A 24,532-nucleotide genomic window follows, 5' to 3' on the forward strand; every position below is an offset into this window, starting at 1 on the left:
CAACCGGCCGCGAGGGGCACCCCGGGCGTCAGTCGAGCGCGGCGCGGAACGCGGACCCGTTGATCAGGATCCCCCCGTCCACCGGCAGCGCCAGACCCGTGATCCAGGACGCGTCCCGGGACGCCAGGAACGCGACGGCCGCCGCGATGTCGTCCGGCTCCCCGACCCGCCCCAGCGGGTACACCTTCGAGAGCCGGTCGAGCGCGTCCTCGCGCCCCGCCCACGCGGGCGTGCGCACCGTGCCGGGGGCGACGAGGTTGACCCGGACGCCGCGCGGGGCGGCGTGCACGGCGAGGGTACGGGTCAGCGAGGCGAGGCCCGCCTTGGCGGCGCTGTAGGCGTGGTTGCCGAAGTTCATGTGCCCGTTGACGGAGCCGATGCTGACGATCGCCCCCCGCCCGCCTCCGCCAGCAGCGGCAGCGCCGCGCGGGCGCACCGCATGGCCCCGGTGAGGGTGACCTCGATGTCCTCGTACCACTCCGCGTCGGGCACGTCCTCGAACCGCGGCGGATCCACATGGCGGGCGTAGGCGTTGTTGACCAGCACATCGAGCCGCCCGAAGCGCTCGACGGCGTGCGCCATGGCGGCGTCGACGGCGGCCTGGTCGACGACGTCGCACGGGACCGCGTCGGCCGCGCCGCCGGTCTCCTCCCGGAGGGCCGCCGCCGTCGCGGAGGCCCGCTCCCCGTCGAGGTCGGCCAGGACGACGGACGCGCCCTCGGACATCAGGCGCCGGGCGGTCGCCGCGCCGATGCCCTGGGCACCCCCCGTGACGACGGCGACGTGTCCCTCGAACCTGCGCATGGCGTCATCCCCTCGGGATCCCCGTGAAGAGGTGCGAGGGGCCTCGTAGCAAGCGATTTCCGAGGCGCTGCCCTCTCGCCTCCTTACTCGCGCGTAGCGTAACGTGCCTGCACACCAAAGGGGAGCGGAAAGGCACACCATGGCGCTGGACGCGGACGTCATCGTCGTCGGAGCGGGGCTGGCCGGTCTGGTCGCGACGGCCGAACTGGCCGACGCGGGCCGGAAGGTCCTCCTGCTCGACCAGGAACCCGAGAGCAACCTCGGCGGCCAGGCGTTCTGGTCCTTCGGCGGGCTGTTCCTCGTCGACTCCCCCGAGCAGCGCCGGATGCGCATCAAGGACAGCCGCGAACTGGCCCTGCAGGACTGGATGGGCACCGCCGGCTTCGACCGCGCCGAGGACCACTGGCCGCGCAAGTGGGCCGAGGCGTACGTGGACTTCGCCGCAGGCGAGAAGCGATCCTGGCTGCACGCTCAGGGCGTGCGCTTCTTCCCGGTCGTCGGCTGGGCGGAGCGCGGGGGCTATCTCGCCACCGGGCACGGCAACTCGGTGCCGCGCTTCCACATCACGTGGGGCACGGGTCCCGGCGTCGTCGCGCCGTTCGCCCGCCGGGTGCGGGAGGCGGTCGCCAAGGGCCTGGTGGAGCTGCGCTTCCGGCACCGCGTGACGGCGCTGACGACGACGGGCGACGCGGTGGACGGCGTGGCGGGCGAGGTCCTGGTGGACAGCGACGCCGAGCGCGGCCAGGCGAGTTCGCGGGAGATCCGCGCGGAGTTCCAGCTCGGGGCGCAGGCCGTGATCGTCACCTCCGGCGGCATCGGCGGCAACCACGACCTGGTGCGCAAGGCCTGGCCGGAGCGCCTGGGCAAGGCGCCGGAGAAGCTGCTGTCGGGCGTGCCGGCGCACGTGGACGGCCTGATGCTGGGGATCGCCGAGGCGGCCGGCGCGCACCTGATCAACGGCGACCGGATGTGGCACTACACCGAGGGCATCGAGAACTGGAACCCGATCTGGGCCAAGCACGGCATCCGGATCCTGCCCGGCCCGTCCTCGCTGTGGCTGGACGCGACGGGCAAGCGGCTGCCGGTGCCGCTCTTCCCGGGCTTCGACACGCTGGGGACGCTGGAGCACATCATGCGCTCCGGGCACGAGTACACGTGGTTCGTCCTCACCCAGAAGATCATCGAGAAGGAGTTCGCGCTCTCGGGCTCCGAGCAGAACCCGGACCTGACCGGCAAGAGCGTGCGCGACGTGCTCAAGCGCGCGCTGCCCGGGGCGCCGGGCCCGGTCGAGGCGTTCAAGAAGCACGGCGTGGACTTCGTCGTGGAGGACGACCTGCCGGCGCTGGTGCGCGGCATGAACGCGATCACCAAGGACGAGCTGATGGACGAGACCGCGCTGCGCCGAGAGATCGAGGCCCGCGACCGCGAGATCACCAATACCTTCACCAAGGACCTGCAGGTCACCGCGATCCGCGGGGCCCGCAACTACATCGGCGACAAGCTGATCCGCACCGCCGCCCCGCACCGGCTGCTGGACCCGAAGGCCGGCCCGCTGATCGCCGTGCGGCTGAACATCCTGACCCGCAAGTCGCTCGGCGGGCTGGAGACCGACCTGGACGGACGGGTGCTGCGCGCCGACGGTGAGCCGCTGCCCGGACTGTACTCGGCGGGCGAGGCGGCCGGCTTCGGCGGCGGCGGGGTGCACGGCTACCGCTCGCTGGAGGGGACCTTCCTCGGCGGCTGCATCTTCTCCGGCCGTACGGCGGGCCGCGCGGCGGCGAAGGCGACCGCCTGACCGCACCGGACGCCGGCACCGACCCCGGTCCCGGGGCGCCGCGCGCGCGAGGCACCATGGGGGGAGCAGATACGGCGGCGCATGGTGGGAGCACGGACTGTGGTGGACGTCCACGGGGCGGTGGCGGAAGGCTTCGAGCCGGTCCGAGAGGCATTCGTCCGGAACTTCGAGGAGCGGGGCGAGCTCGGCGCGGCCGTGGCGCTGTACCGGGACGGCCGCAAGGTCGTGGACCTGTGGGCGGGCGCGGCGGCGGCCGGCGGGGCCGGGAACGGGGCCGCGCCGTGGGCGGAGGACACCGCGCAGGTGGTGCGCTCGGCCACGAAGGGCGTGGCCGGCGCGTGCCTGCTCCTGCTGCACCAGCGCGGTCAGCTGGACCTGGACGCGCCCGTGGGCACGTACTGGCCCGAGTTCAAGACGGCCGGCAAGGAGCGCGTCACGGTGCGCGACGCCTTGGCGCACCGGGCGGGTGTGCCCGCGCTGGACACCCCGCTCGGCCCGGGACAGGCGCAGGACGGCGTCAGCGGGCCGCGGGCGCTCGCGCTGCAGGCCCCGTTCTGGGCGCCCGGCACGGACCACGGGTACCACGCGCAGACGTACAGCTGGCTGATCGGCGAGCTGGTGCTGCGCGCGAGCGGCGGCCGTTCCATAGGCCGCTACGTCGCGGAGGAGATCGCCCGCCCGCTCGGCCTGGACCTGTGGGTCGGCCTGCCGCCGGGCGAGGAGGCCCGGGTCGGGCGCATCGCGGCGGTGGAGACCCCGCCGCCCCCGGCCGCGGCAGGGCTGCGGGCCCGGCCCAAACGCAACGTGGCCGAGGCCTACGAGGACCCCGAGTCGCTGACCCGGCGGGCCTTCGGCGCGATCGACCCGCTGCCCGACGAGAACGACCCGGCGTACCACGCGGCCGAGCTGGCGGCCTCCGGAGGCATCGCCACCGCCCGCTCACTGGCCCGCTTCTACGCCGCGCTGATCGGGGAGGTCGAGGGCCCCGGCGCCCGGCTCTTCGCCCCGGCGACGCTCACCTCGGCGCGCACCCCGGAGTCCGAGGGCCCGGACCGCGTCCTGGTCGTGAACACCCGCTTCGGCCTCGGCTTCATGCTGCACGGCCCGTCCGCCCCCTTCCTCTCCCCCGGCTCGTTCGGCCACCCCGGCCGGGGCGGCTCACTCGGCTTCGCCGACCCCGGCGAGGGCGTCGCCTTCGGCTACGTCACCAACGGCATGCAGAAGAACGTCACCGCCGACCCCCGCGCCCAGGCCCTGGTCCGCGCGGTACGGGAGTGCCTGCGCTGACACGCGGCCGGAAAAGTTGCCCGGGCTCCGGGACCCGCGAACGATGGATGGGTGAGCGACGGCGCATACCTCCGGTTTCCGCATGTCCACGGCGAACGGCTGTGTTTCGTCGCCGAGGACGACATCTGGGTCGCCCCCCTCGGTGAGGGGCGCGCGTGGCGGGTGACGGCCGACCGGACACGGGTCGGCCATCCGCGTTTCTCGCCGGACGGGTCGGTGATCGCCTTCAACAGCTGGCGCTCCCTCGACCCCGAGGTGTATCTCGCGCCGGTGGAGGGCGGTCCGGCCCGCCGGCTGACGTACTGGGGCAGCACCGACACGCGCGTGCGCTCCTGGACCCCGGACGGCCGGATCCTGGCGGTCTCCTCACACGGGGAACCGTTCTCGCACTACACCTGGGCCTACGCCGTGTCCCCGGACGGGGCCCCCGGCAGCCGGCTGCCCTGGGGCCCGGTGTCGGACATCGCCGTGCGGGACACTGCCGCGGGCGAGCACCAGACGCTGCTGCTGTCGGCGACGGCGCCGCACGAGCCGGCCTCGTGGAAGCGCTACCGGGGCGGGGCGACCGGGCGGCTGTGGCTGCAGTGCGGGCGTCTGGTGCCGGAGATCGACGGGCATCTGGAGTCCCCCATGTTCGTCGGGGAACGGATCGCGTTCCTATCCGACCACGAGGGCGTCGGCAACCTGTACTCCTGCCTGCCGGACGGCACGGACCTGCGGCGGCACACCGACCACGCCGACTTCTACGCCCGGGCCGCCTCCACCGACGGCAGGCGCGTGGTCTACCAGTGCGCGGGCGAGGTGTGGATGGTCGAGGGGCTCACCCCCGACTCGGTGCCGCACCGGGTCGAGGTCGACCTCGGCGGACCGCGCGCCGGGCGGCGGCCGTACCAGGTCCCGGCCTCGGCGTACCTGGACGGGCTGACCGTCGACCGCACCGGCCGGGCGAGCGCGGTGTGCGTGCGCGGCAGCCTGTACTGGCTCACCCACCGCGACGGGCCCGCCCGCACCATCGCCGACGAACCGGGGTCCCGGGTCAGGCTGCCGGTCATGCTGGGCGACACCGGGCGGATCGCCTTCGTCACCGACGCCGAGGGCGAGGACGCGATCGAGATCGCCGCGCTGCCGGGGCGCCCGGCGGCGCTGGCCGCCGCCGACATCGCCGACGCGGACGACGCGGTCGCGCAGGCGCTGCGCGCACCGGAGACGGCGGCGGAAGCGGACGACGGCGCGGGCCCGGACGAGGGGCACACCGTCCCGCGGCCGCCGTGCCACAGCGGTGGCACCCGCCTGGCCTGCGGACTGCTCGGCCGCGTCCACGAACTGGTGCCCTCCCCCGACGGCCAGATCCTGGCCGTCGCCTCCCACGACGGGCGCCTGCTCATGGTCGACGCGGAGTCGGGCCTCGTCGCCGAACTCGTGCGCTCCGACAACGGCCCCGTCCGCGACCTGGCCTTCTCCCCGGACTCGAACTGGATCGCCTGGTCCCACCCGGTCATCGGCCGTTCCCTGCGCAAGATCCGGATCGCCCGGCTCTCGCCGGACCCGGAGACCGGCAGGCACACCGTCATCGACGTCACCAACGGCCGCTTCGAGGACGAGCAGCCCGTCTTCACACGTGACGGCCGCTATCTGGCCTTCCTGTCCTGGCGCGGCTTCGACCCGGTGTACGACGTGCACACCGGCGACCTCTCCTTCCCGCTGGGCTGCCGGCCGCACCTCGTACCACTGCACTCGGCGACGCCCTCGCCCTTCGCGCTGCCGGTGGAAGGACGGCCGCCCGGTGGCGGGCTGGACCCGACCGGCTTCGCCGAGGGGCCGCTGGCGGTCGAGGCGGCCGGGCTGCCGATGCGGGTGACCCCCTTCCCGGTGCCCGCGTCGAAGTACAGCTCCCTGGAGGCGGTGCGCGGCGGGCTGACCTGGCTGCGCTGGCCCATCTCGGGCGCGCTCGGCGAGACCTTCGTCAACCCGACCGATCCCTCCGCCCGCCCGACGCTGGAGTACTTCGGGCTGGCCAAGTCCAAGCGCGTGGAGCTGGTCCGGCACATGGACTGGTACCGGGTCAGCGGCGACGGCACGCAACTGGTGGTCTTCGACGAGGGCGACCTGACCGTGGTCCCGGCGTACGAGCCGGGCGACCTGGACTCCACCGTCTACATCGACATGCGCCGGATCCTGCACGAGGCGAATCCGCCCGCCGAGTGGCGGCAGGCGTTCGACGAGGCCGGGCGGATCATCCGCGACTACTTCTGGGCGCCGGACATGTGCGGCATCGACTGGCCGGCGATCCTCGACCAGTACCGCCCGCTGGTCGAACGGGTTGCCACACCCGACGAGTTCGCCGACCTGGAGCGCGAGGTCCTCGGTGAGCTGGGCACCTCGCACGCGTACGTCGCGCCCGCGCGCCGCAGCGAGGGACCGCCGCACTACCAGCGGCCGATCGGGCTGCTCGGCGTCAACTTCACCCACACCAAGGACGGCCGGTGGGTGGTGGGCCGCATCCTGCCCGGCGAGTCCTCCGACTCCAAGGCGCGTTCGCCGCTGGCCGGCACCGGCATCCTGGAGGGCGCCGCGCTGACCCACGTCGACGGCCGCGCCGTCGACCCGCTCGCCGGGCCCGGACCGCTGCTGTCGGCCGCGGGCGGCACCACGGTGGAGCTGACCTTCTCCCCGCCCGACGGCGGCCATCCGCGCCGGGTCGCGGTGGTGCCGCTGGTGGACGAGCGGCCGCTGCGCTACCAGGACTGGGTGGCCAAACGGCGCGCCGTCGTACGGGCGTTGAGCGAAGGGAAGTGCGGTTATCTGCACATCCCCGACCTGGGGGGCTCGGGCTGGGCGCAGTTCAACCGCGACCTGCGGATCGAGATCGCCCACCCGGCGCTCATCGTCGACGTGCGCGGCAACGCGGGCGGCAACATCAGCGACCTGGTGGTGGAGAGCCTGACCCGCAAGATCCTCGGCTGGGACCACACCCGCCACGCGCAGCCGGTGAGTTACGCGGGCAACGCGCCGCGGGGGCCGATCGTGGCGCTGGCGGACGAGGCGACGGCCTCCGACGGCGACATGATCACCGCCACGTTCCGGCTGCTGGCCATCGGCCCGGTGGTGGGCCACCGCACCTGGGGCGGCGTGGTCGGCATGACCGGCCGGCACCGCCTCGGCGACGGCACGGTGATCACGGTGCCGATGAACGCCGCCTGGTTCGAGGCCTACGGATGGTCGGTGGAGAACTACGGCGTGGAGCCGGACATCCCGGTCATCCGCACTCCGCTGGACTGGGCGGAGGGCCGGCGCACCGACCTGGAGATGGCGGTGCAGACCGCGCTGGACCTGCTGGAGAAGCACCCTGCCTCCACGCCGCCCGACCTGTCCGACCGTCCGGACCGGCGGCGGCCCCCGCTGCCCCCGCGCGGCTGAACCCTCAAGACCGAACCCCCGCCACCCCGTTCCCGGACGACGGAAGGGGCGCGCCCTGTGCGGACGCGCCCCTCCACGTTCACGCCTGATCCACGCGGGTCAGGTGTCCCAGTCCTGCCGCTCGTCCATCTCGTCCAGCGACTGCTGGCGGCCGCCCTTGGGCATCGACTGCGGGGACTGCTTGGACGACTGGCCGTGGCCGGGCTCGCGGTGCTGCTGCTTGCCCTGCTCACGCATCGGCTGGCCGGCCACGCCCTGGGAGCGCTCGCGGGTCTGGCCGATCCGCTCCTGGGTCTGGGGCTGAGCCTGCGGGCGGTGCTGCTGCCCGGCCTTGCTTCGCGTGGGGTCGTTCTTGCCCATGATCACTCCTTCGTGATGTATGGAATGGGCCTCGACCAGGCTGACACGGCTGGACACAGTACGCACTTCGGACGAGCGCGGTGCGTGAACGCCGCTGGTCAGACGGGCCTTTCCGACCGGGCACGCTCGTCGGCGGCACCGCCGCGTCCCACGAGCCCGTGCCGGATGCCGCCCGCGGCGGCGATCCTCGGCTCCAGGCGGCGCATTTCGCGCTGCCCCAGGGCGCCCCCGATCAGACCGGGCAAGTAGCCGCGCACGGACTGCGTTCCGCGCAGCCACCACTGGGCGTAGACGTGCGGCGAGCGGCGCGCGATCCCGTCCGCGATGCGCTCGACGGCGGGTTCCAGCGGGTAGGTGCGATTGGCCGGCCAGGGCAGCCGCCGGCGGGCCTCGCGCATCACGTCGTCCTCGTCGGCGCCGCGCACCATGTCGGTGTCGGTCCAGCTCAGGTACCCCACACCGACCTTGACGCCCTTGAAGCCCACCTCGGCGCGCAGGCAGTGCGCGAAGGACTCGACCCCCGCCTTGCTCGCGCAGTACGCGGTCATCAGCGGCGCCGGGGTGATCGCGGCGAGCGAGGCGATCTGCAGCAGGTAGCCGCGCGAGGCGATGAGGGCCGGCAGGAAGGCGCGCGCGGTGACCACGCTTCCCAGCAGGTTGACCTGGATGACCCGGTCGAAGTCGGCGGGGTCCACGTCCAGGAACGGACCTCCCGTCGCCACACCGGCGTTGGCGACCACGGCGTCGACGCGGCCGTAGCGCTCCACGACCTCCTCCGCGACGCGCGCCATCGCCTCCCGGTCGGTGACGTCGGCCGTCCAGTGGCCGGTGTCGGGCCCGATCTCCTCGGCGGCGGCCTTGAGTTCGTCCGGCTCCAGCCCGACGAGCGCCAACCCGGCGCCGCGCGCGGCGAGTTTGCGGGCGAGCAGCGCGCCCACCCCGCGGGCCGCGCCGGTCACCACCACGACCTGGCCGTTCAGCGACCTGCTCATGCCGTCTCCTCCTTGACCTGCGCCTGCGGCCGCAGATGGTCCTCGATCAGGGTGCGCACGACGCCCGCGACCGCGGCCGGGGCCTCCAGGGGCGTCATGTGGCCCAGGCCCGGGAGTTCGGTCAGCCCGGCGAAGTGGGACAGCCGGGCGGCCAGGCCGTGGGCGTGCACCGGCGGGGTGAGCTTGTCGGCGCCGCCCACGAGCACGGCGGTGGGCGCGCGCAGCGCCGAGACGCGCGCGTCCAGGTTGAGTCCGGCCAGCACACGGCCCCACGCCGCGCGCTGCCTGCGTCCGCAGGCGTGCACGATGCGGGCGGTCGCGGCCACCAGTTCCCTGCTCGACGCCGCGCCCAGGATTCCGTACTTGAGCGCGGCCCGGGTCACCGCGGACTGCGGGCCGAGCGGTGCCGAACTGACCAGCAGGAAGCGATGGAAGGCGTCGCGCACCCGCTTGCTGCGCACCCGCGGCGGCAGCACCAGCGTCTCGGCGAGCAGCCGCCCGCTGCCGGTGCTGGCCAGTAGCACCGCGGCGGTACGGGACTGGACGGCCGCCCGGTCACCGGCCGCCATCGCGGTCATGCCGCCCATGGAGTGGCCGACCAGCACCACCTTCTCGTCGCCCTCGACGACGGTCTCCAGGACCGCGGTGAGGTCGTCGGCGAGCGCATCCGTGCTGTAGCCGCCCCGGCGCGGGGACTCGCTGGCGCCGTGGCCGCGCTGATCGTACGCCACGACCCGGTACTCCCCGGCGAGTTCGTGGATGAGCGGGGCCCAGAACAGGGTCCTGCAGGTCCAGCCGTGGATCAGCACCACGGTGGGCGCGGTGCCGGCCTCGGGACCGTACTCCTCCACGTGGATCCGGGTGCCGTCCGCGGACCGTACGGAGTGCGTACGGCGGGCCGCCGGAAGGTCGAAGACGGTCGCGGTCACGAAGCCACCTCCACACGCGCCGGCCGCTGCTGGGGGGCATCGGCAGTCACGATCTCGTACTCCTCGAGTTTCACCCGGCGCGTGGCGCGCCGGAATTCCGCGGTCGTACCGGGCCAGACCGTGGTGTTGCGGCCCTGGTCGTCCAGGTACCAGCTGACGCAGCCACCGGTGTTCCACACCGTGCGGACCATACGGCGCTGCAGTTCCTCGTTCCAGGACCGCACGGCGTCCGGGCGGGCGTCGAGCGCGGCGGCCCCGGTGGTGTCCAGGGCGCGCAGGTACTCGGCGACGTAGTTCAGCGAGGACTCGATCATCAGGATCATCGAGCTGTTCCCGAGCCCCGTGTTGGGCCCGATGATGAAGAGCAGGTTGGGGAAGCCGTCGACGGCGCAGCCGCGCAGCGCGGCCATGCCGCCCTTCCAGTGCTCGGCCAGCGAGCGGCCGTCGGCGCCGAACACCCGCTCGCCGATGGGCATGTCGGTTACGTGGAAGCCGGTGCCGAAGACGATGGCGTCGACCTCGCGCTCGGTGCCGTCGGCCATGACGATGGTCGAGCCGCGCACCTCCTTGAGCGCGGAGGCGACGACCTCGGTGTTGGGCGTGGCGAGCGCCGGATAGTAGTCGTTGGACAGCAGGATGCGCTTGCAGCCGATCCGGTAGTCGGGGGTCAGCTTGGCCCGCAGCGCCGGGTCCTTGACGGCCTTGCGCATGTGCGAGGCGGCGATGGCCTGCGCGCCGCGCATCATCGCCGGGCGCTTGGTGAACGCGCCGACCTGGAACTCGCGGATCAGCCAGAGCAGTCCGCGCCGCGCCCTGGCGGTGGCCGGCACCTTGCCGTGCAGCCACTGCTCGGCCCGGCTGATGCCGCGGTCCATGCGCGGCATGACCCAGGGGGGCGTCCGCTGCACCACGGTCAGGCTCTCCACCTGCGGCTGGATCGCGGGCACGATCTGGATCGCGGAGGCCCCGGTGCCGACCATCGCGACCCGCTTGCCCGTGAGGTCGAAGTCGTGGTCCCACTGCGAGGAGTGGAAGACCCGCCCTGGGAAGGCGTCGAGGCCCGGGATGTCCGGCAGCTTGGGGTCGGACAGCGGTCCGGTGGCCGAGACCATGACGTCGGCGGTGAGTTCGCCGCGCGAGGTGGTGATGTGCCAGTGCCGGGCGCCGGCGTCCCAGCGGGCCTCGGTCACCTCCGTGCCCAGGCGCAGGTGCGGCCGGAGGCCGAAGGTGTCGGCGACCCTTTCCAGGTAGGCCCGGATGTGCGGCTGGCCGGAGAAGGTGCGCGGCCACTCGGGGTTGGGCGCGAAGGAGAACGAGTACAGGTGCGAGGGCACGTCGCAGGCGCACCCCGGGTAGCTGTTGTCCCGCCACGTCCCGCCCACCGAGTCCCGGCGCTCCAGGACGACGAAGTCCGTGATCCCCTCGCGTCGCATCCGCACGGCGGCGCCGAGTCCGCCGAACCCCGATCCGATCACCGCAACCCGCACGTGTTCACTGTGCCCGGCCATACCGCCGCCTCTCGGTGCCGCCCCTTTGCCGAATCGCGCCAGTGAACACTGGCACGATTCGGAGCGTAGACCAGAAGGCGTTACCAGCGGTAGAGGTCGGGCAGCGCGATGTGACGCGCACACCGCATAGGCTGATCGACGTGGCAACGGAAGAGCGCGAATACCGGATGGACGAGCTGGCGGAGGCCGCCGGTGTCCCGGTCCGTACCGTCCGCTTCTACCGGGAGCGCAAGCTGCTCCCCGCCCCTCGCCGCGAGGGGCGGATCGCCTGGTACAACGACCACCACCTGGCCCGGCTGCGGACCATCACGGCACTGCTGGACCGGGGCCACACCCTCGGCGGCATCGCCGAACTGATGGACGCCTGGGAGAACGGCCGCCACGACGTCGGCGAACTGCTGGGCCTGGACCCGGGCCTGCCCACCCGCTGGTCGGAGGAGGAGTCGCTGCGGCTCACCCCCGAGGGCCTCGCCGACCACTACGGCGACCAGGCCACCGCCGAGAACCTGGCGACCGCGCTGGACATCGGCTACATCGCCGTCGATGGGGACGACGTCGTCCACGTCAGCCGCCGGCTGCTGGAGGCGTCGGCCGCGCTGGTCAGGGAGGGCATCCCGCTCGCCGAGGTGCTCGCCGCCGGGCGCGACATGCGCGGCCGCATGGACCCGCTCGCCGAACTCTTCGTCGAGCTCGCGCGCACCTACGTCCTCCCGGACGCCGAGGCCGACCTGCAGTCCGGTGACACGACCCGGCTGACCGAGGCGATCGCCCGGTTGCGCCCCCTGGTGCAGGCCGTCGTCGAGGCGGAACTCGCCCTGGCGATCGACCGCAGGCTGCGCGAGGAGCTCAAGCGGTAGCCCGTACGGGCGCGTGGCCGGGCGGCGTCCCCGGGCGCGCGCGAGGGTGGGACCATGGCCGCCACCGTCCCCGCCACCGACCGGCCGCCCTCCCTGAGCCGCCGCCAGACCAACGTCGTGTTCGTGACGATCGTGCTCGGCATGCTGCTGGCGGCCCTGGACCAGACGATCGTCTCCACCGCGCTCCCGACGATCGTCGCGGACCTGGGCGGCGCCGGCCACATGGCCTGGGTGGTCACCGCCTATCTCCTGGCGGAGACCGTCTCCACCGTCCTGGTGGGCAAGTTCGGCGACCTCTTCGGCCGCAAGGTGGTCTTCCAGATCAGCGCGATCGTCTTCGTCGGCGGCTCGGTCTTCGCGGGCGCGGCCAACAGCATGATCATGCTGATCGCCGCACGCGCCGTCCAGGGCGTCGGCGGCGGCGGGCTCATGGTCACCGCGATGGCCCTCATCGCCGACGTCATCCCGCTGCGCGAACGCGGCAAGTACCAGGGCGCGCTCGGCGCGGTCTTCGGTGTCACCACGGTCGTCGGCCCGACCCTCGGCGGCCTCTTCACCGACCACGCCACATGGCGCTGGTGCTTCTACGTCAACGTCCCCATCGCGATCGTGATGGTCGTGATGGCCGCCCGCACCATCCCCGTCGTCCGGGCCGCGGTCCGCCCCGTCATCGACTACGCCGGCATCGCGCTGGTCGCCCTCGGCGCCTCAGGACTGGTCCTCGCCCTGGAGTGGGGCGGCAACGAGTACGCCTGGGACTCCGCCGTGGTGATCGGGCTGTTCGCCGCCTCGGCCGTGCTGCTGACGGCGTTCGTCCTCGTCGAGCTGCGCGCGAGGGAACCGATGCTCCCCATGCACCTGTTCCGCAATCCGGTCTTCGTCGTGTGCTCGATGCTCAGCTTCATCGTGGGCTTCGCCCTGCTGGGCGCGCTCACCTACCTGCCGACGTACCTGCAGTTCGTCGACGGGGTCTCCGCCACCGAGTCCGGCGTCCGCACCCTCCCCCTGGTCGCCGGCCTGCTCGGCACGTCCATGGCCTCGGGCACCGTCATCAGCCGCACCGGGCGCTACAAGGCCTTCCCCATCGCCGGCACGGCCGTCATGGCGGCGGGCCTGTATCTGATGTCCACCATGGACCGGGGCACCGGCCCCTGGCTCGAATCCCTCTACATGCTCGTCTTCGGCCTCGGCATCGGCCTGGCCATGCAGGTGCTGACCATCGCGGTCCAGAACACCGTCGCCTACGCGGAGCTGGGCACCGCCACCTCCGGCGTCACCTTCTTCCGCACGCTCGGCAGCGCCTTCGGCACCGCCGTCTTCGGCACCCTGTACGGCAACCGGCTCGGCCCGCGCCTGTCCGCCGCCCTCGCCGAGGTGCCCGGCGTCCCGGCCTCCGCCGCGCAGAGCCCGCAGGCCCTGCGGGCGCTTCCCCCCGACCAGGCCGCCCCGATCGTCGACGCCTACGCCGACGCGATCCAGCACGTCTTCCTGTGGGTCGCCCCGGTCGCCCTGGCCGGCTTCGTCATCGCCTGGTTCCTCAAGGAGGTGCCGCTGCGCGACAGCGCCCGCGCCGGTGTCTCCGACATGGGCGAGGGCTTCTCCGCCCCCGACTCCCCCGACGCCGTCGTCCAGCTGGAACGGGCGGTCGCGGGCGTCATGCGCCGCGAACACGCCGCCGAGCCCGGCGTCAGCCTCCGCATCCTCGCCGACTCCGGCTCCCGACTCACCCCCGGTGAGGCCTGGTCGCTCGGCCAGATCCACTGGCGCGACCGCTTCCAGGGCGGCACCTCGCTCGACGCCGTGGCCCGCGCGCACCACATGCCCGGTGAGGTGCTCGAACCCGCCTTCGCCAGGGTGGCCCGCGGCGGCTACGCCCGGATCGACGGCGACACCCTCACCCTCACCCCCGCCGGCCGCGCCCAGCTCGACCTGCTCGCCGCCGCCTGGCGCCGCTGGCTGGACTCCCGGCTCGACGACTGGACCCTCGCCGACCCGGCCGACCGCGCCCTCCTGGACCGCGCCGTCGACAGCCTCGCGCGCAAACTCCTGGAGGAGAGCGAGGCCGACCGGCACCCCGCCCCCGTGTGAAGGCCCGCCCGTCAGGAGGGCGAGGGGGCGGCGCGCATCCGTACTGTGGTCGTATGACTCTCGATCTCGATGCCTATCTCGCCCGCATCGGCTGGTCCGGGGAACGCCGGCCCACGGCGGAGGTGCTGCGGTCCGTGCACCGCGCCCACATGCTGGGCATCCCGTTCGAGAACCTCGAACCGGTCCTGGGCCGGGCACCCTCGCTCGCGCTGCCCGATCTTGAGGCCAAGCTCGTCCGCGGCGGCCGCGGCGGCTACTGCTATGAGCACAACACCCTGTTCGCCGCGGTGCTCACCGCTCTCGGGTTCCGGGTCACGCTGCTCACCGCGCGCGTGCTGGTGGGGGCGAAACCGGGAGACGTCCGTCCCCGTACGCACATGCTCATGCTCACCGAGGTGCCCGGCGAGCCGGTGCCGTACGCGAGCGATGTCGGCTTCGGCAGCATCGGCGCCCTGCTGGAGCCGTTGCCGCTGGTCGCGGACGCGGAGCTGCACGACTCGCCGCGCCGCCACCGGCTGGTCCTGGCGCCGCACGACGGGCCGCTGGAACTGTGGAAGCTCCAGGCGTACCGGTCCGGCGCCGGCGACGACGGCTGGGAGGACCAGTACGCCTTCACGGTCGAGCCCTTCCAGGCCCCCGACTACGAGGTCATCAACTGGCACGTGGCGACCAACCCGCGCTCCCCCTTCTCCCGCGGCGTCTACGTCCAGCGCACCACCGGCGACGCGCATCTGTCCCTGACCGGACGCCGCCTGACGGAGACGGCGGCCGACGGCACCCGCAAGGAGCGGGAACTGGCGGACGCGGACGAGGTGCTGCGGGTCCTGGCGGACGACTTCGCCGTGAGGCTCCCGGAGGGGACGCGACTGCCGGAGTGACCCGGCGCTACGACGCGTCCTCGCCCTCGGCGAGGGTGTGCGCCACCAGCGCGTTGGCATGGCCGTGCCCGAGGCCGTGCTCGGTCTTCAGCCAGCCGACGAGCTCCATGTGCCGGGTCAGCGGGGAGGAACGGATGAGCTCCTTCCATTCCCCGATCGGCCGGCCGTACTTCTTCTCGATCGAGGGGAAGTAACTCGCGGGGCCCTTCACGTTTTCTGTCATGCCTGGTGGACCGCGCGGATGCGGCGATCCCATCGGTCCGGCCATGTGACCCCCGCCACACTGAACGGGGGTGCGGGCGGACGACCACTCCCCGCCTCAGGTGAATCTCGCCGGTTACCGGGACGGACCCGGCCGCGCCGATCCTACGGTGGCGATCGGGACCGATGCCAGGGGAGCCGACCGGGGGTGGCCGCGTGACGTCCAAGGACCAGCGCTCGGTGAGCATGACGATCTTCGGGGACCTGCTCAAGGCGCTGCGCGAGGGCCGGGGGCTCACCCTGGACGCGGTGGCGGCGCACACGGGCTACTCGAAGTCGCAGACCGTCAAGATCGAGTGCGGGGAGCGCATCGCCAGCACGGTGTTCATCGAGAAGGTCGAGCAACTGCTGTGCGCCCCCGGGGTGCTGAGGGCGGTGGCGCCGCATCTGTCCCGGGAGAAGCTGCCCGTGGGGTACGGGGAGTACGCGGAGGAGGAGGCCCGCGCGGTCAGCCTGGGCGCATACGACGCCCATGTCATCAAGGGCCTGCTGCAGACCGAGGCTTATGCGCGCGCAGTCTTCGACGCCCGCTGCCCGGCGCTGGAGGAGGACGAGGTCGAGCGCTGGACCGAGGACCGACTGGCCCGCCAGGCCCTGATCACCCGCAGGCCGGTGTGCACGATCTCCTTCGTCCTGGAGGAGTGGATCCTGCGCCGCCCGGTGGGCGGACGGGCCGTGATGAGGGAACAGTTGCGGCACCTCGTCGAGGTGGGGCAGCGGCGCAACGTCCAGATCCAGGTGATGCCGGCCCGCTACGAGGCGCACGCCGGACTCGACGGTTCCTTCACCCTCCTGGAGAACCCCGAACGCCAGTTGCTCGCCTACGCTGAAGGTCAGGTCGGGGGCCTGCTCACCGATGACCGGAATAGGGTCAGCTTGCTCCACCAGCGCTATGGCATGATCCGGGCGCAGGCCCTCACGCCGGAGGACTCCGCGAAGTTGATCGAGCAGATTGCGGGTGAACTGTGAGCGATCTCGTGTGGTTCACGTCCAGTTACAGCGGCAGCGACGGCGGCGATTGTGTGGAAGTCGCGGTCCGCCCGGCCTCGGTGCACGTACGGGACTCCAAGGACAGGTCCGGCCCCGTGCTGATCTTCGAGCCGGACGCGTGGGCCGCGTTCGTGGTCTTCGCCGCCCAAAAACCTGATCCACAAGGATAGTTACCAACCAGTAATCCGAACGCCAGTTTCCGCTCACCCGTACGAGCAAACGTACGGTGCATGACAACTCCCAAAACCCTCAGCTGGAGACGTGGCGCCGTCGCCGCGGCGATCATCGCCGCCGGGGTGTCCGGCCTCGCCCTCCCCGCCGACGCGCACGCCGCCGAGCGGACCGGCATCACGGCCACGGCGGCCACTCCGGCCGCCGCCACCGCCGCCACGGCGGCCGCCTCGATCGACCACGAGACCTGGCTGCGGGACGTGCGCTCGGTGATCGACCAGGCGCACACGTACGTCCAGGGCCGCACGGCCGCCCGGAAGCCGGGCGAGAAGCTCGCGATCGTGCTGGACATCGACAACACGTCGCTGGAGACGTACTTCGACTGGTGGTTCCCACCGGCCGTGGCGCCGACGCGCGACCTCGCGCAGTACGCGGACGCCCGCGGCGTGGACATCTTCTTCGTCACCGCCCGGCCGGACTTCATCTACCCGGCCACCTACTACAACCTCGACCACGAGGGCTATCCGGTCGCGGGCCTGTACGGCCGGTCGATCCCGGACCTCTTCGAGGAGGTCAGCGCGTACAAGACGGCGCAGCGCGCCGCCATCGAGCAGCGCGGCTACACGATCATCGCGAACATCGGCAACAACACCACCGACCTGGTGGGCGGCCACGCCGAGCGCACGTTCAAGCTCCCGGACTACGGCGGCCTGCTGGACTGACGCGGTCGGCGCGATCGGGGGACGCCCGGGGGATGATCGTTCCCCGGGCGTTCACCATGCCCTCACGCAGCGGCTTCGTACGGGCTCGACCTGCGGCTTAGCGTCGCGAGGTCCCGTTCGCCCGATGTAGACGAGGTTTGAATGTCGCTCCGGCACGCAATCGCAGCGCTGGCCGTCGTACCCGCGCTCGTGGTTCCCGCGACCGCCCAGGCTGCCACGGCCCACCACGGCCACGGCCGGGCCCACCCCCACAAGGCCCCGTTCGACCTCCAGGCCCACCGCGGCGGCATCGGCATGACCACCGAGGAGTCCCTGGAGGGCTTCGGCAAGGCCCTGCGTCTCGGGGTGACCACCCTGGAGCTGGACACCCACGTCACCAAGGACCAGAAGGTCGTCGTCAACCACGACCGGCAGATCAGCGCCCAGAAGTGCAAGGACACCGGTCCCGTGACGCCCGGTGACCCGATGTACCCGTACGTCGGCAAGTACATCAAGGACCTGACGCTGGCCCAGATCAAGACGATGGACTGCGGCTACCAGCAGCTGCCCGGCTTCCCCGAGCAGGAGCAGATCAAGGGCTTCCGCATGGTGGAGCTGAAGGACGTCCTCAACCTGGTCAAGAGCTACAAGGCCAAGAAGGTCAAGCTCAACATCGAGACCAAGGTGGAGGCAGGCGCCCCCGAGCAGACCGCGCCGCGCGAACTGTTCGTGCGCCGTGTCTTCGAGGAGATCCACCGTTCGGGGATCGAGAAGCAGGTCACCATCCAGTCCTTCGACTGGGGCGCCCTGAAGGAGATGCACAAGCTCGCGCCGACGTACCCGCTGGTGGCGCTGACGAACTACGACTTCCTCCAGGTCGGCAAGCCCGGCGCCTCCCCGTGGCTCGGCGGCATCGACGCCGACGACTACGACGGCGACTTCGTCAAGGCCGCCGCCGCCATCCCCGGCGTCAAGGCGCTGTCGCCGGTCTACGGCATGCCGCAGAACGGCACCGTCGCGGACCCGAACTTCACGTTCTACGTCACCGAGAAGATGGTGGACGACGCCCACGCGCGGGGTCTGAAGGTCATCCCGTGGACCTGTGACGACCCCGCCACCGTCGAGGCCCTGATGGACATGGGCATCGACGGCATCATCACCAACTACCCCAACCACGTCCGGGACATCATGGCCGAGCGCGGCATGCGCCTGCCCAAGGCCTACCCCGCCCCGCGTCCCTGACGACCGGCTCGCCCTACGCAGCCGTGCGCCCCGGAGCCTGCCGGTTCCGGGGCGTACGCCTGCCGCAGGCCGGACGACGCCGGCGGGACCCGGCCTCACGTGGTCGAGGCGGCGCGCTCCTCCGCGGGGCTGAGCAGGTGCTCCTCGGGGTGGACGCACTTGTAGAGGCACTGGGTGCGGGACATCGCGAAGACGCCGTAGGTGAGCACGGCGAACCCCGCCAGCGCCGGCAGCAGCCAGAATCCGGTGCGCGGCTGCTCACCGTAGAGCGTCACCCCGAGGCAGAAGCCGACGATGGCGTCGCCGAGCGTCAGGGCGGGCTGGGAGGCGATCAGCGGTCCCCCCTGCATGGCGGTCCCCAGCAGGAACAGCGAGAACCCGCCGGCCGCCGCGAAGGCGTAGGTCTGCCAGGACAGCAGCCAGGCGGCGACGCCCTGGCGCTCCAGGATGTCCATGGACGACTTGATCAGCGCGGCCGTGAGGGCGTTGCCGACCGCCGCCGCCCCGCCCAGGCAGGCGGCGCGGGTCAGGCCGACGGGCCGCCGCAGGCCGGCGAGCACCAGCACGGCACCGAGCCCGCCGACGATCAGCAGGGTCGGCACCCACCAGATCCCCGGCACCTGCTCCCGCCCCCCGCTGGGCGCCATGGAGAAGAGGAAGAGCGCCAGGCCCCCGGCGATGCAGGCCACGCAGATCCAGGCCTTGCGGGACAGCTCGACGTGGAAGACGACGCCGCCGATCACCAGGGCCAGCGGCAGTTCGAGGATGAACACGGGCTGGACCGCGGCGAGCGAACCCGTGCCCAGGGCGAGCGCCTGGAAGACCGCGGCGAAGATGACGCCGAGGATTCCGGCGAGCCAGACCGGGGTGCGCAGCAGGTCCTTGATGAGGCCGAGGCGCAGGGACTTCGACGCGGGGACGGTGAGCACCGCGCGTCGTTGCAGGACCGTCCCGAAGGCGTTACTGCAGGCCGCGAGGACGGCGAACAGGATGGAAATCATGACGTCGGCACCACTCCCGCGCTCTTCACCGCGGTCGTCCCCGTCCGGCGCCCGGTGCCGGACGACGCTTGCTCCGGTTCCCCGTTACCCGGCCACTCGGCTTCGTTTCGTCCGGTTTTCCGGGTGAATCGACAGTCTAACGTCGAACGTGCGCCGGGGCCCGTGCGGTCCCGTGATCACAGCGCGGCACGACTGCCGGTGTCCACCGCCTGCGTGGCGTGCGCCCCGCGCAGGGCGTCGGAGCGCACCTCGTCGGCGGTGAGCACATAGCCGGTCGTCGAGTCGGTGGTGGAGCGGGCGAAGACCACCCCGTAGACGCGTCCCGCGGTGTCCAGCAGCGGGCCGCCGGAGTTCCCGGGGCGCACCACGGACCGCACCTGGTAGATGTCGCGGGTGACGGTGCCGTCGCCGTAGATGTCCTGGCCGGTGGCGCGGATGCGCCCGGCCACCGTCGCGGCCCGCAGGTCGAGGCCGCCGTCCTGCGGGTAGCCCGCCACGACCGCGCCGTCGCCCCGTACGGCGTCGTCGGTGAAGCTCAGCGCGGGCGCGCGCAGCCCGGGGACGTCCAGGACGGCGATGTCCTTGCCCGGGTCGAAGAGCACGACGGTGGCCCGGTACGCCCGCCCGACCCCGCCGATCTGCACGGCGGGGGCGTCGACCCCGGCCACCACGTGGGCGTTGGTCATGACGTGCTCGTCGGCGTAGACGAAGCCGGTGCCCTCCTGGCCCTGCCGGCGGCCGTCCACGAAGGCGACGCCCTCGATCTTGACGGTGCTGCGCGCGGCGGCGCTGCTGGCGGCCGCGGTGACGCTGTCCCCGGAGGGTTCGGGCACCCCGTTGACGGGCTCGGACTCGAAGGGGTTGAAGACCTGCGGGAAGCCGGCGTCGGCCAGTGCGCTGGTCGCCCTGCTGAACCAGGTGGGGGCCTGCCGGGGCATGGTGTCCTGGACCGCGCCGAGCACCGCGGATCCGCGGATCGACTGGGCGAGCATGCCCGACGAGGAGGCCACCAGCACGCTCGCGGCCACCCAGGAGACCAGCAGCACGGCCACCGCGTTCGCCACCGCGCCGCCCGCCCCGTCGAGCCAGCGCAGCGGTCCCCAGTCCAGTCCGGTGCGCACCTTCCAGGCGATCCCCGAGGCGACGGCATGACCTCCCGCCGCGGGCACCAGGACGGTCAGCAGCGCGACCAGCGTCGCCCGAGGCGTGCCCGGCTCGACGTACTGCAGCACGTACGGCAGCAGCCAGACGCCGACCACCGCACCGCCGAGGAAGCCCGCGAGCGAGATGCAGCCCGCGACCAGACCGCGCCGGAAGCCGGAGACGGCGTAGGCGACGGTCAGCACCAGCAGCAGCAGGTCGAGCAGGTTCAACCGAGGGGCCTTTCGACGAAACCGTGTGGACCAGTAAAAACGCACATTAACTGACCATAGGTTCCCTTTTGTGGCGCACCGCACGCGGAGTCCGTCACATCTGCCTCGGGTTCCCCGGATCCCCGTGGAATCACATGGAAAAGGCCCGGCGCGGCTTCCGTATGCAACTACGGACGCCGGCGCCGGGCCGTTCACCGCACCGCACCCCGTCCCCACGGGTCGGCGCGTGCGGGACCTTCCCACCGCTCAGGGGCGGCCCCGCAGTCTCGGTTCTCCTACATGTGGACGACCGGAGCGGCCTCGGCATTCCCGTCCTGAGCAGGAATTCCGCGCCGGTACAGCATGAGACTGGTCACCAGGCCGGCGGCGAAGAAGGCCGCGGCCCACCAGTAGGCGGTGGAGTAGCCCTCCAGAGCGGCCTCGGCCTTCACCAGGGGATCGGTGCGGTGGGCGAGGGCGTAGTCGGTGGCCGCGCCGGTGGCCAGGGTGTTCAGCAGGGCGGTGCCGATCGAGCCGCCGACCTGCTGCATGGCGTTGACTGTGGCGGAGGCGACACCCGCGTCCTCGGCGCCGACACCGGCGGTGGCCAGGTTCATCGCGGGCGGGAAGATCAGGCCCATGCCGAGGCCGATCACCAGCAGCGGCGGCAGTACGTCGGCCGCGTACCCGCTGTCCAGGCCGAGCCCGGTCAGCCATGCCAGGCCCGCCGCGGCGAGGCCGAAACCGGCCGGCACGACCGGCTTGGGGCCGATCCGGGGCACCAGCACGGTGGTGGCGACCTGCGCGCCGACCATCAGGGCGCCGACCAGCGGGAGGAAGGCGAAGCCCGTCCTGACCGCGGAGAAGCCCAGGGTGAGCCGCAGGTAGTAGGTGAGGAAGAGGAAGACCGCGAACATGCCGGCGCTGGAGACGAGCGAGGCGGCGAAGGAGGCGCCCCGGTTGCGGTCCAGCAGCACACGCAGCGGCAGCAGCGGGTGCTGGGCGCGGGTCTGCCACCAGGCGAAGGCGGCCAGCAGCACGGTGCCCGCGGCGAGGCAGCCCCAGACCTGCGGCGAGCTCCAGTCGTGGCTCTCGGCGTCGGAGAAGCCGAAGACGACGGCGAAGAGTCCGGCGGAGACCAGGAGGGTGCCGGGCAGGTCGATCGTCGCGCCGGGCCGGCGGCTCGCGCGCTGCAGCAGGGCCGTGCCGCCGAGGAAGGCGGCCAGAGCGAAGGCCAGGTTGACGTAGAGGGTCCAGCGCCAGGTCAGGTACTCGGTCAGGACGCCGCCGAGCAGCAGGCCGACGGCCGCCCCGGACCCGGCGATGGCGCCGTAGATGCCGAAGGCGCGGGCCCGCTCCTTGGCGTCGGTGAAGGTCGTGGTGAGCAGCGACAGCGCGGCGGGGGCCAGCAGCGCGCCGAAGGCGCCCTGCAGGGCGCGGGCGGTCACCAGCATCTCGAAGCCGCCGGCCGCGCCGCCGAGCGCGGAGGCCCCGGCGAAACCGGCGACACCGATCAGGAAGGCGGTCTTGCGGCCGAAGAGGTCCGCGATCCGGCCGCCGAGCAGCAGCAGGCTGCCGAAGGCGAGGGCATAGGCGGTGACGATCCACTGCCGGTTGCCGTCGGTGAAGCCCAGGTCCGCCTGGGCGGAGGGCAGGGCGATGTTCACGATGGTCGCGTCGAGCACGACCATCAGCTGGGCGATGCCGATGACGGCGAGGACCCACCAGTGACGCACCGCCGGGGCGTCCGGCGCGGTCGTCTCGGCCGCGGCGGGGGGCTCGGCGGCGCCGGTCCGGAGGTCGGCGGTGCTCTGGGACATGGCGGACGCGCTCCAGTCGGTCGCGGGGAGGGCAGGAACCGGTCGAGGGCACCGGGAGGCCAGCGCGATACGAAACCGTTTCGTACGCGTCGAGACTAGGGGCCGCTTCATCGAAACGCAAGTGTTTCGATCGCATGCGTGCAAGGGGCTGCCTAGAGTGGGTGCCGAAGACCGAGGAGGTGCGGGTCGTGACCGAGCAGCACACGGGAGATCGCCCGGAGCAGGCGATCCTGGAACGGATCAGCGCGATGGTCTCCGACGAGAGGGCACTGCGCGAGCTCCTCACCGAGGGGCGGATAGACGGCGACACCGAGCGGGCGCGACTCGACGCGCTGGAGCGCGAGCTCGACCAGTGCTGGGACCTGCTGCGCCAGCGCCGCGCCAAGGCCGAGGCGGGCGGGGACCCCGGCGAGGCCAGGGTGCGCCCCTCCGAGACCGTGGAGGGTTACCAGTCGTGACGACCGACGCGAAGGTGACGGACTCCCCCGGTTCGCGCCGCTACGAGGCGCACGTCGACGGCAAGCTGGCGGGGTACGCCACGTACATCCGCACGCCCGAGATGATCGCCTTCCTGCACACCGAGGTGGAGCCGGAGTTCGAGGGCCGGGGCGTGGGCTCCGCGCTCGCCCGGCACGCGCTGGACGAGGCGCGCGAGCACGGCCAGAGCGTGCTGGCGGCCTGCCCGTTCATCGCGGGCTGGATCGCGCACCACCCGGACTATCTGGACCTGGAGTACAAGCCGCGCAGCACGGTCAGCGACTGATGCCGAGCGCCGGCAGCACCACCGCGTCGATGTAGCGGTGCATGAAGGCGGCGTCGACCTCCACGTCCTCCAGCAGGCGGCGGGTGATCACGGCGCCGAGCATCATGTGCGGCATGAAGCCGGCGGCGGGGACTGCGGCGTCGATCTCACCGCGGCCGGCGGCGCGCTTGAGCAGCTGCTGCACACCGGTGAGCTCGGGCTCGATGAGGTGCTGGCGCATCGCCTCGGCGAGGTCGGGGTTGGTCGCGGAGGCGTGGGCCAGGCCCCGGATCAGCGGGGTGTCCACGTCCGAGCCGTCGCCGATGCGGCCGGCCAGCTCGTGCAGATCGCCGGGGAGCGAGCCCGTGTCGACGTTCTCGACATGGACCGGCTTGGTGCACCTGAGCGCGGTCACGACCAGCTCCGGCTTGCTCTTCCACTGGCGGTAGAGGGTGGCCTTGCTGGAGCGGGTACGGGTGGCGACCGCGTCCATCGTCAGCGCGTCGTACCCGACCTCGCGCAGCAGTTCGATCACCGCGCCGTACAGCTCCTGCTCCCGCTCCGGCGTCAGCCGGGTGCGGCGCGCCGGTGCGCTCGCGTCCGTGGTCATGTTGCCTGCTCCGTCTCTCGTCCCCTGCGAAACGGCTTCGTACCCCAACGACAATATGACACCGCCCACCGAAACCGAAACGTTTCGATGGGCGGTGCGCCGGACGCGGACGCCGGACCCGGCGCCCTGCGGTGTCAGGCCAGCGAGGCCGTGAGCGTGATCTCCGTGCCCGCCAGCGCCTTGCTCACCGGGCAGTTCGCCTTGGCGTCCTCGGCCGCCTTGACGAACTCCGCCTCGTCGATCCCGGGCACCTCGCCCTGGACGGTGAGGTGGATGCCCGTGATGCCGGTGCCGGGCTTGAAGGTGACGTCGGCCTGGGTACGCAGCCGGGTCGGCGGGGTCCCGGCCTTGCCGAGGCCGGCCGACAGGGCCATCGAGAAGCAGCTGGAGTGCGCGGCGGCGATGAGCTCCTCGGGGCTGGTCTTGCCGCCCGGCTCCTGCGAGCGGGCGACCCAGGTCACCGGGTACTCCCCGATGCCGGAGGAGTCGAGGGTCACGACCCCGCTGCCCTCCGTCAGACTGCCGTCCCAGACGGTGTGCGCGACCCGCGTGGTGGAGTGCGGCGTGGTGGACATGGTGGATCCTCCCAAGTGCGGCGTACGGCTGCGGCGGCTCCAAGTCTTCACCACCGGGTGCCGCTTCGCGAAGCGATCTCCCCGCGCCGGGCGGGCGTGTTGCCCCTGTCAAACGTACCGTCACCCACAAGAGTGGCTGTACGCAGGGATTT

The 24,532-nt window shown here is 72.5% G+C and carries 22 protein-coding genes and 1 pseudogene; 12 read left to right on the plus strand and 11 right to left on the minus strand.

Annotated elements, in window-relative coordinates; translation table 11 throughout:
- Window positions 1-28: 28 nt before the first annotated feature.
- Window positions 29-804, minus strand: a pseudogene (locus ACWDAS_RS17155) (SDR family NAD(P)-dependent oxidoreductase).
- Between the two features lie 139 nt (window positions 805-943).
- On the opposite strand from ACWDAS_RS17155, the gene ACWDAS_RS17160 reads away from it, so the two are divergent.
- The 3 genes from ACWDAS_RS17160 (at window position 944) to ACWDAS_RS17170 (ending at window position 7,303) form a co-directional block, all read left to right on the plus strand.
- Window positions 944-2,599: an FAD-binding dehydrogenase gene (locus ACWDAS_RS17160; RefSeq protein ID WP_450391057.1), complete on the plus strand. Its 1,656-nt coding sequence runs from the start codon at window positions 944-946 to the stop codon at window positions 2,597-2,599.
- Between the two features lie 81 nt (window positions 2,600-2,680).
- Entirely contained in the window at window positions 2,681-3,886 is a 1,206-nt protein-coding gene (locus tag ACWDAS_RS17165; protein WP_450391059.1) for a serine hydrolase domain-containing protein, read from the plus strand.
- A 51-nt stretch (window positions 3,887-3,937) separates the two neighbouring features.
- Window positions 3,938-7,303, plus strand: a complete 3,366-nt coding sequence (locus ACWDAS_RS17170) for a S41 family peptidase (protein ID WP_450391061.1) — start codon at window positions 3,938-3,940, stop codon at window positions 7,301-7,303.
- 99 nt (window positions 7,304-7,402) lie between these two features.
- Here the strand turns inward: ACWDAS_RS17170 and ACWDAS_RS17175 are convergent, their stop codons facing one another.
- The 4 genes from ACWDAS_RS17175 to ACWDAS_RS17190 form a co-directional block, all read right to left on the minus strand.
- Entirely contained in the window at window positions 7,403-7,663 is a 261-nt protein-coding gene (locus tag ACWDAS_RS17175; RefSeq protein ID WP_450391064.1) for a hypothetical protein, read from the minus strand.
- Window positions 7,664-7,761: 98 nt separating this feature from the next.
- A complete protein-coding gene (locus ACWDAS_RS17180; RefSeq protein ID WP_450391065.1) occupies window positions 7,762-8,655 on the minus strand; it encodes an SDR family oxidoreductase in 894 nt (297 codons plus the stop codon).
- Window positions 8,652-9,584, minus strand: a complete 933-nt coding sequence (locus ACWDAS_RS17185; protein WP_450391066.1) for an alpha/beta fold hydrolase — start codon at window positions 9,582-9,584, stop codon at window positions 8,652-8,654. The genes ACWDAS_RS17180 and ACWDAS_RS17185 overlap by 4 nt, the downstream gene beginning before the upstream one ends.
- Window positions 9,581-11,092 carry a flavin-containing monooxygenase gene (locus tag ACWDAS_RS17190; protein ID WP_450391068.1) on the minus strand — a complete coding sequence of 504 codons (1,512 nt, stop codon included), beginning with the start codon at window positions 11,090-11,092 and terminating at the stop codon, window positions 9,581-9,583. Before ACWDAS_RS17190 ends, ACWDAS_RS17185 begins: the two co-directional genes overlap by 4 nt.
- Window positions 11,093-11,259: 167 nt before the next feature.
- Between ACWDAS_RS17190 and ACWDAS_RS17195 the strand changes: the two genes are divergently transcribed.
- From ACWDAS_RS17195 to ACWDAS_RS17205, 3 genes are read left to right on the plus strand one after another with little or no spacing between them, the layout of a single operon-like run.
- Window positions 11,260-11,949 (plus strand): MerR family transcriptional regulator, encoded by a 690-nt coding sequence (locus tag ACWDAS_RS17195; RefSeq protein WP_450391180.1) that lies wholly within the window; start codon window positions 11,260-11,262, stop codon window positions 11,947-11,949.
- A gap of 54 nt (window positions 11,950-12,003) precedes the next feature.
- The gene (locus ACWDAS_RS17200) at window positions 12,004-14,037 is read left to right on the plus strand and encodes a DHA2 family efflux MFS transporter permease subunit (RefSeq protein ID WP_450391069.1); all 2,034 of its coding nucleotides are present in this window, start codon (window positions 12,004-12,006) and stop codon (window positions 14,035-14,037) included.
- Between the two features lie 53 nt (window positions 14,038-14,090).
- Window positions 14,091-14,915 carry an arylamine N-acetyltransferase family protein gene (locus ACWDAS_RS17205; RefSeq protein WP_450391072.1) on the plus strand — a complete coding sequence of 275 codons (825 nt, stop codon included), beginning with the start codon at window positions 14,091-14,093 and terminating at the stop codon, window positions 14,913-14,915.
- 7 nt (window positions 14,916-14,922) lie between these two features.
- On the opposite strand, the gene ACWDAS_RS17210 is transcribed toward ACWDAS_RS17205, so the two are convergent.
- On the minus strand, window positions 14,923-15,138 hold the full coding sequence (locus tag ACWDAS_RS17210) for a DUF4287 domain-containing protein (protein WP_450391074.1): 216 nt from the start codon (window positions 15,136-15,138) through the stop codon (window positions 14,923-14,925).
- Window positions 15,139-15,332: 194 nt separating this feature from the next.
- Between ACWDAS_RS17210 and ACWDAS_RS17215 the strand changes: the two genes are divergently transcribed.
- The 4 genes from ACWDAS_RS17215 (at window position 15,333) to ACWDAS_RS17230 (ending at window position 18,280) form a co-directional block, all read left to right on the plus strand.
- On the plus strand, window positions 15,333-16,145 hold the full coding sequence (locus ACWDAS_RS17215) for a helix-turn-helix domain-containing protein (RefSeq protein ID WP_450391077.1): 813 nt from the start codon (window positions 15,333-15,335) through the stop codon (window positions 16,143-16,145).
- On the plus strand, window positions 16,142-16,336 hold the full coding sequence (locus tag ACWDAS_RS17220; protein ID WP_450391080.1) for a DUF397 domain-containing protein: 195 nt from the start codon (window positions 16,142-16,144) through the stop codon (window positions 16,334-16,336). The genes ACWDAS_RS17215 and ACWDAS_RS17220 overlap by 4 nt, the downstream gene beginning before the upstream one ends.
- A gap of 60 nt (window positions 16,337-16,396) precedes the next feature.
- Complete coding sequence (locus ACWDAS_RS17225; RefSeq protein ID WP_450391083.1) at window positions 16,397-17,059, plus strand: HAD family acid phosphatase; 663 nt, start codon at window positions 16,397-16,399, stop codon at window positions 17,057-17,059.
- A gap of 141 nt (window positions 17,060-17,200) precedes the next feature.
- Window positions 17,201-18,280, plus strand: a complete 1,080-nt coding sequence (locus tag ACWDAS_RS17230; protein WP_450391086.1) for a glycerophosphodiester phosphodiesterase family protein — start codon at window positions 17,201-17,203, stop codon at window positions 18,278-18,280.
- A gap of 95 nt (window positions 18,281-18,375) precedes the next feature.
- Here the strand turns inward: ACWDAS_RS17230 and ACWDAS_RS17235 are convergent, their stop codons facing one another.
- From ACWDAS_RS17235 to ACWDAS_RS17245, 3 genes are all read right to left on the minus strand, one after another.
- Window positions 18,376-19,281: a DMT family transporter gene (locus ACWDAS_RS17235; protein ID WP_450391089.1), complete on the minus strand. Its 906-nt coding sequence runs from the start codon at window positions 19,279-19,281 to the stop codon at window positions 18,376-18,378.
- Between the two features lie 176 nt (window positions 19,282-19,457).
- Window positions 19,458-20,654, minus strand: a complete 1,197-nt coding sequence (locus tag ACWDAS_RS17240) for a MarP family serine protease (RefSeq protein WP_450391092.1) — start codon at window positions 20,652-20,654, stop codon at window positions 19,458-19,460.
- Window positions 20,655-20,929: 275 nt separating this feature from the next.
- On the minus strand, window positions 20,930-22,453 hold the full coding sequence (locus ACWDAS_RS17245; protein WP_450391095.1) for an MFS transporter: 1,524 nt from the start codon (window positions 22,451-22,453) through the stop codon (window positions 20,930-20,932).
- Between the two features lie 188 nt (window positions 22,454-22,641).
- On the opposite strand from ACWDAS_RS17245, the gene ACWDAS_RS17250 reads away from it, so the two are divergent.
- Together ACWDAS_RS17250 and ACWDAS_RS17255 are read left to right on the plus strand one after the other, a co-directional pair.
- A complete protein-coding gene (locus tag ACWDAS_RS17250; RefSeq protein WP_450391098.1) occupies window positions 22,642-22,911 on the plus strand; it encodes a DUF2630 family protein in 270 nt (89 codons plus the stop codon).
- On the plus strand, window positions 22,908-23,216 hold the full coding sequence (locus tag ACWDAS_RS17255) for a GNAT family N-acetyltransferase (protein WP_450391101.1): 309 nt from the start codon (window positions 22,908-22,910) through the stop codon (window positions 23,214-23,216). The genes ACWDAS_RS17250 and ACWDAS_RS17255 overlap by 4 nt, the downstream gene beginning before the upstream one ends.
- Here ACWDAS_RS17255 and ACWDAS_RS17260 read toward each other — a convergent pair.
- Together ACWDAS_RS17260 and ACWDAS_RS17265 are read right to left on the minus strand one after the other, a co-directional pair.
- A complete protein-coding gene (locus ACWDAS_RS17260; RefSeq protein WP_450391104.1) occupies window positions 23,206-23,805 on the minus strand; it encodes a TetR/AcrR family transcriptional regulator in 600 nt (199 codons plus the stop codon). The two genes, ACWDAS_RS17255 and ACWDAS_RS17260, sit on opposite strands and share 11 nt — an antisense overlap.
- A gap of 134 nt (window positions 23,806-23,939) precedes the next feature.
- A complete protein-coding gene (locus ACWDAS_RS17265; RefSeq protein ID WP_450391107.1) occupies window positions 23,940-24,380 on the minus strand; it encodes an OsmC family protein in 441 nt (146 codons plus the stop codon).
- Window positions 24,381-24,532 lie beyond the last annotated feature (152 nt).

The sequence above is a fragment of the Streptomyces sp. NPDC001070 genome (assembly GCF_053598835.1).

Excerpts from the sequence above, each read along its gene's own strand:
- ACWDAS_RS17180 (WP_450391065.1), bottom strand. The coding sequence starts at position 8,655 with ATGAGCAGGTCGCTGAACGGCCAGGTCGTGGTGGTGACCGGCGCGGCC.
- ACWDAS_RS17225 (WP_450391083.1), top strand. The coding sequence starts at position 16,397 with ATGACAACTCCCAAAACCCTCAGCTGGAGACGTGGCGCCGTCGCCGCG.
- ACWDAS_RS17195 (WP_450391180.1), top strand. The coding sequence starts at position 11,260 with ATGGACGAGCTGGCGGAGGCCGCCGGTGTCCCGGTCCGTACCGTCCGC.
- ACWDAS_RS17175 (WP_450391064.1), bottom strand. The coding sequence starts at position 7,663 with ATGGGCAAGAACGACCCCACGCGAAGCAAGGCCGGGCAGCAGCACCGC.
- ACWDAS_RS17165 (WP_450391059.1), top strand. The coding sequence starts at position 2,681 with ATGGTGGGAGCACGGACTGTGGTGGACGTCCACGGGGCGGTGGCGGAA.
- ACWDAS_RS17205 (WP_450391072.1), top strand. The coding sequence starts at position 14,091 with ATGACTCTCGATCTCGATGCCTATCTCGCCCGCATCGGCTGGTCCGGG.
- ACWDAS_RS17245 (WP_450391095.1), bottom strand. The coding sequence starts at position 22,453 with ATGTCCCAGAGCACCGCCGACCTCCGGACCGGCGCCGCCGAGCCCCCC.
- ACWDAS_RS17190 (WP_450391068.1), bottom strand. The coding sequence starts at position 11,092 with ATGGCCGGGCACAGTGAACACGTGCGGGTTGCGGTGATCGGATCGGGG.
- ACWDAS_RS17160 (WP_450391057.1), top strand. The coding sequence starts at position 944 with ATGGCGCTGGACGCGGACGTCATCGTCGTCGGAGCGGGGCTGGCCGGT.
- ACWDAS_RS17265 (WP_450391107.1), bottom strand. The coding sequence starts at position 24,380 with ATGTCCACCACGCCGCACTCCACCACGCGGGTCGCGCACACCGTCTGG.
- ACWDAS_RS17200 (WP_450391069.1), top strand. The coding sequence starts at position 12,004 with ATGGCCGCCACCGTCCCCGCCACCGACCGGCCGCCCTCCCTGAGCCGC.
- ACWDAS_RS17230 (WP_450391086.1), top strand. The coding sequence starts at position 17,201 with ATGTCGCTCCGGCACGCAATCGCAGCGCTGGCCGTCGTACCCGCGCTC.
- ACWDAS_RS17235 (WP_450391089.1), bottom strand. The coding sequence starts at position 19,281 with ATGATTTCCATCCTGTTCGCCGTCCTCGCGGCCTGCAGTAACGCCTTC.
- ACWDAS_RS17210 (WP_450391074.1), bottom strand. The coding sequence starts at position 15,138 with ATGACAGAAAACGTGAAGGGCCCCGCGAGTTACTTCCCCTCGATCGAG.
- ACWDAS_RS17260 (WP_450391104.1), bottom strand. The coding sequence starts at position 23,805 with ATGACCACGGACGCGAGCGCACCGGCGCGCCGCACCCGGCTGACGCCG.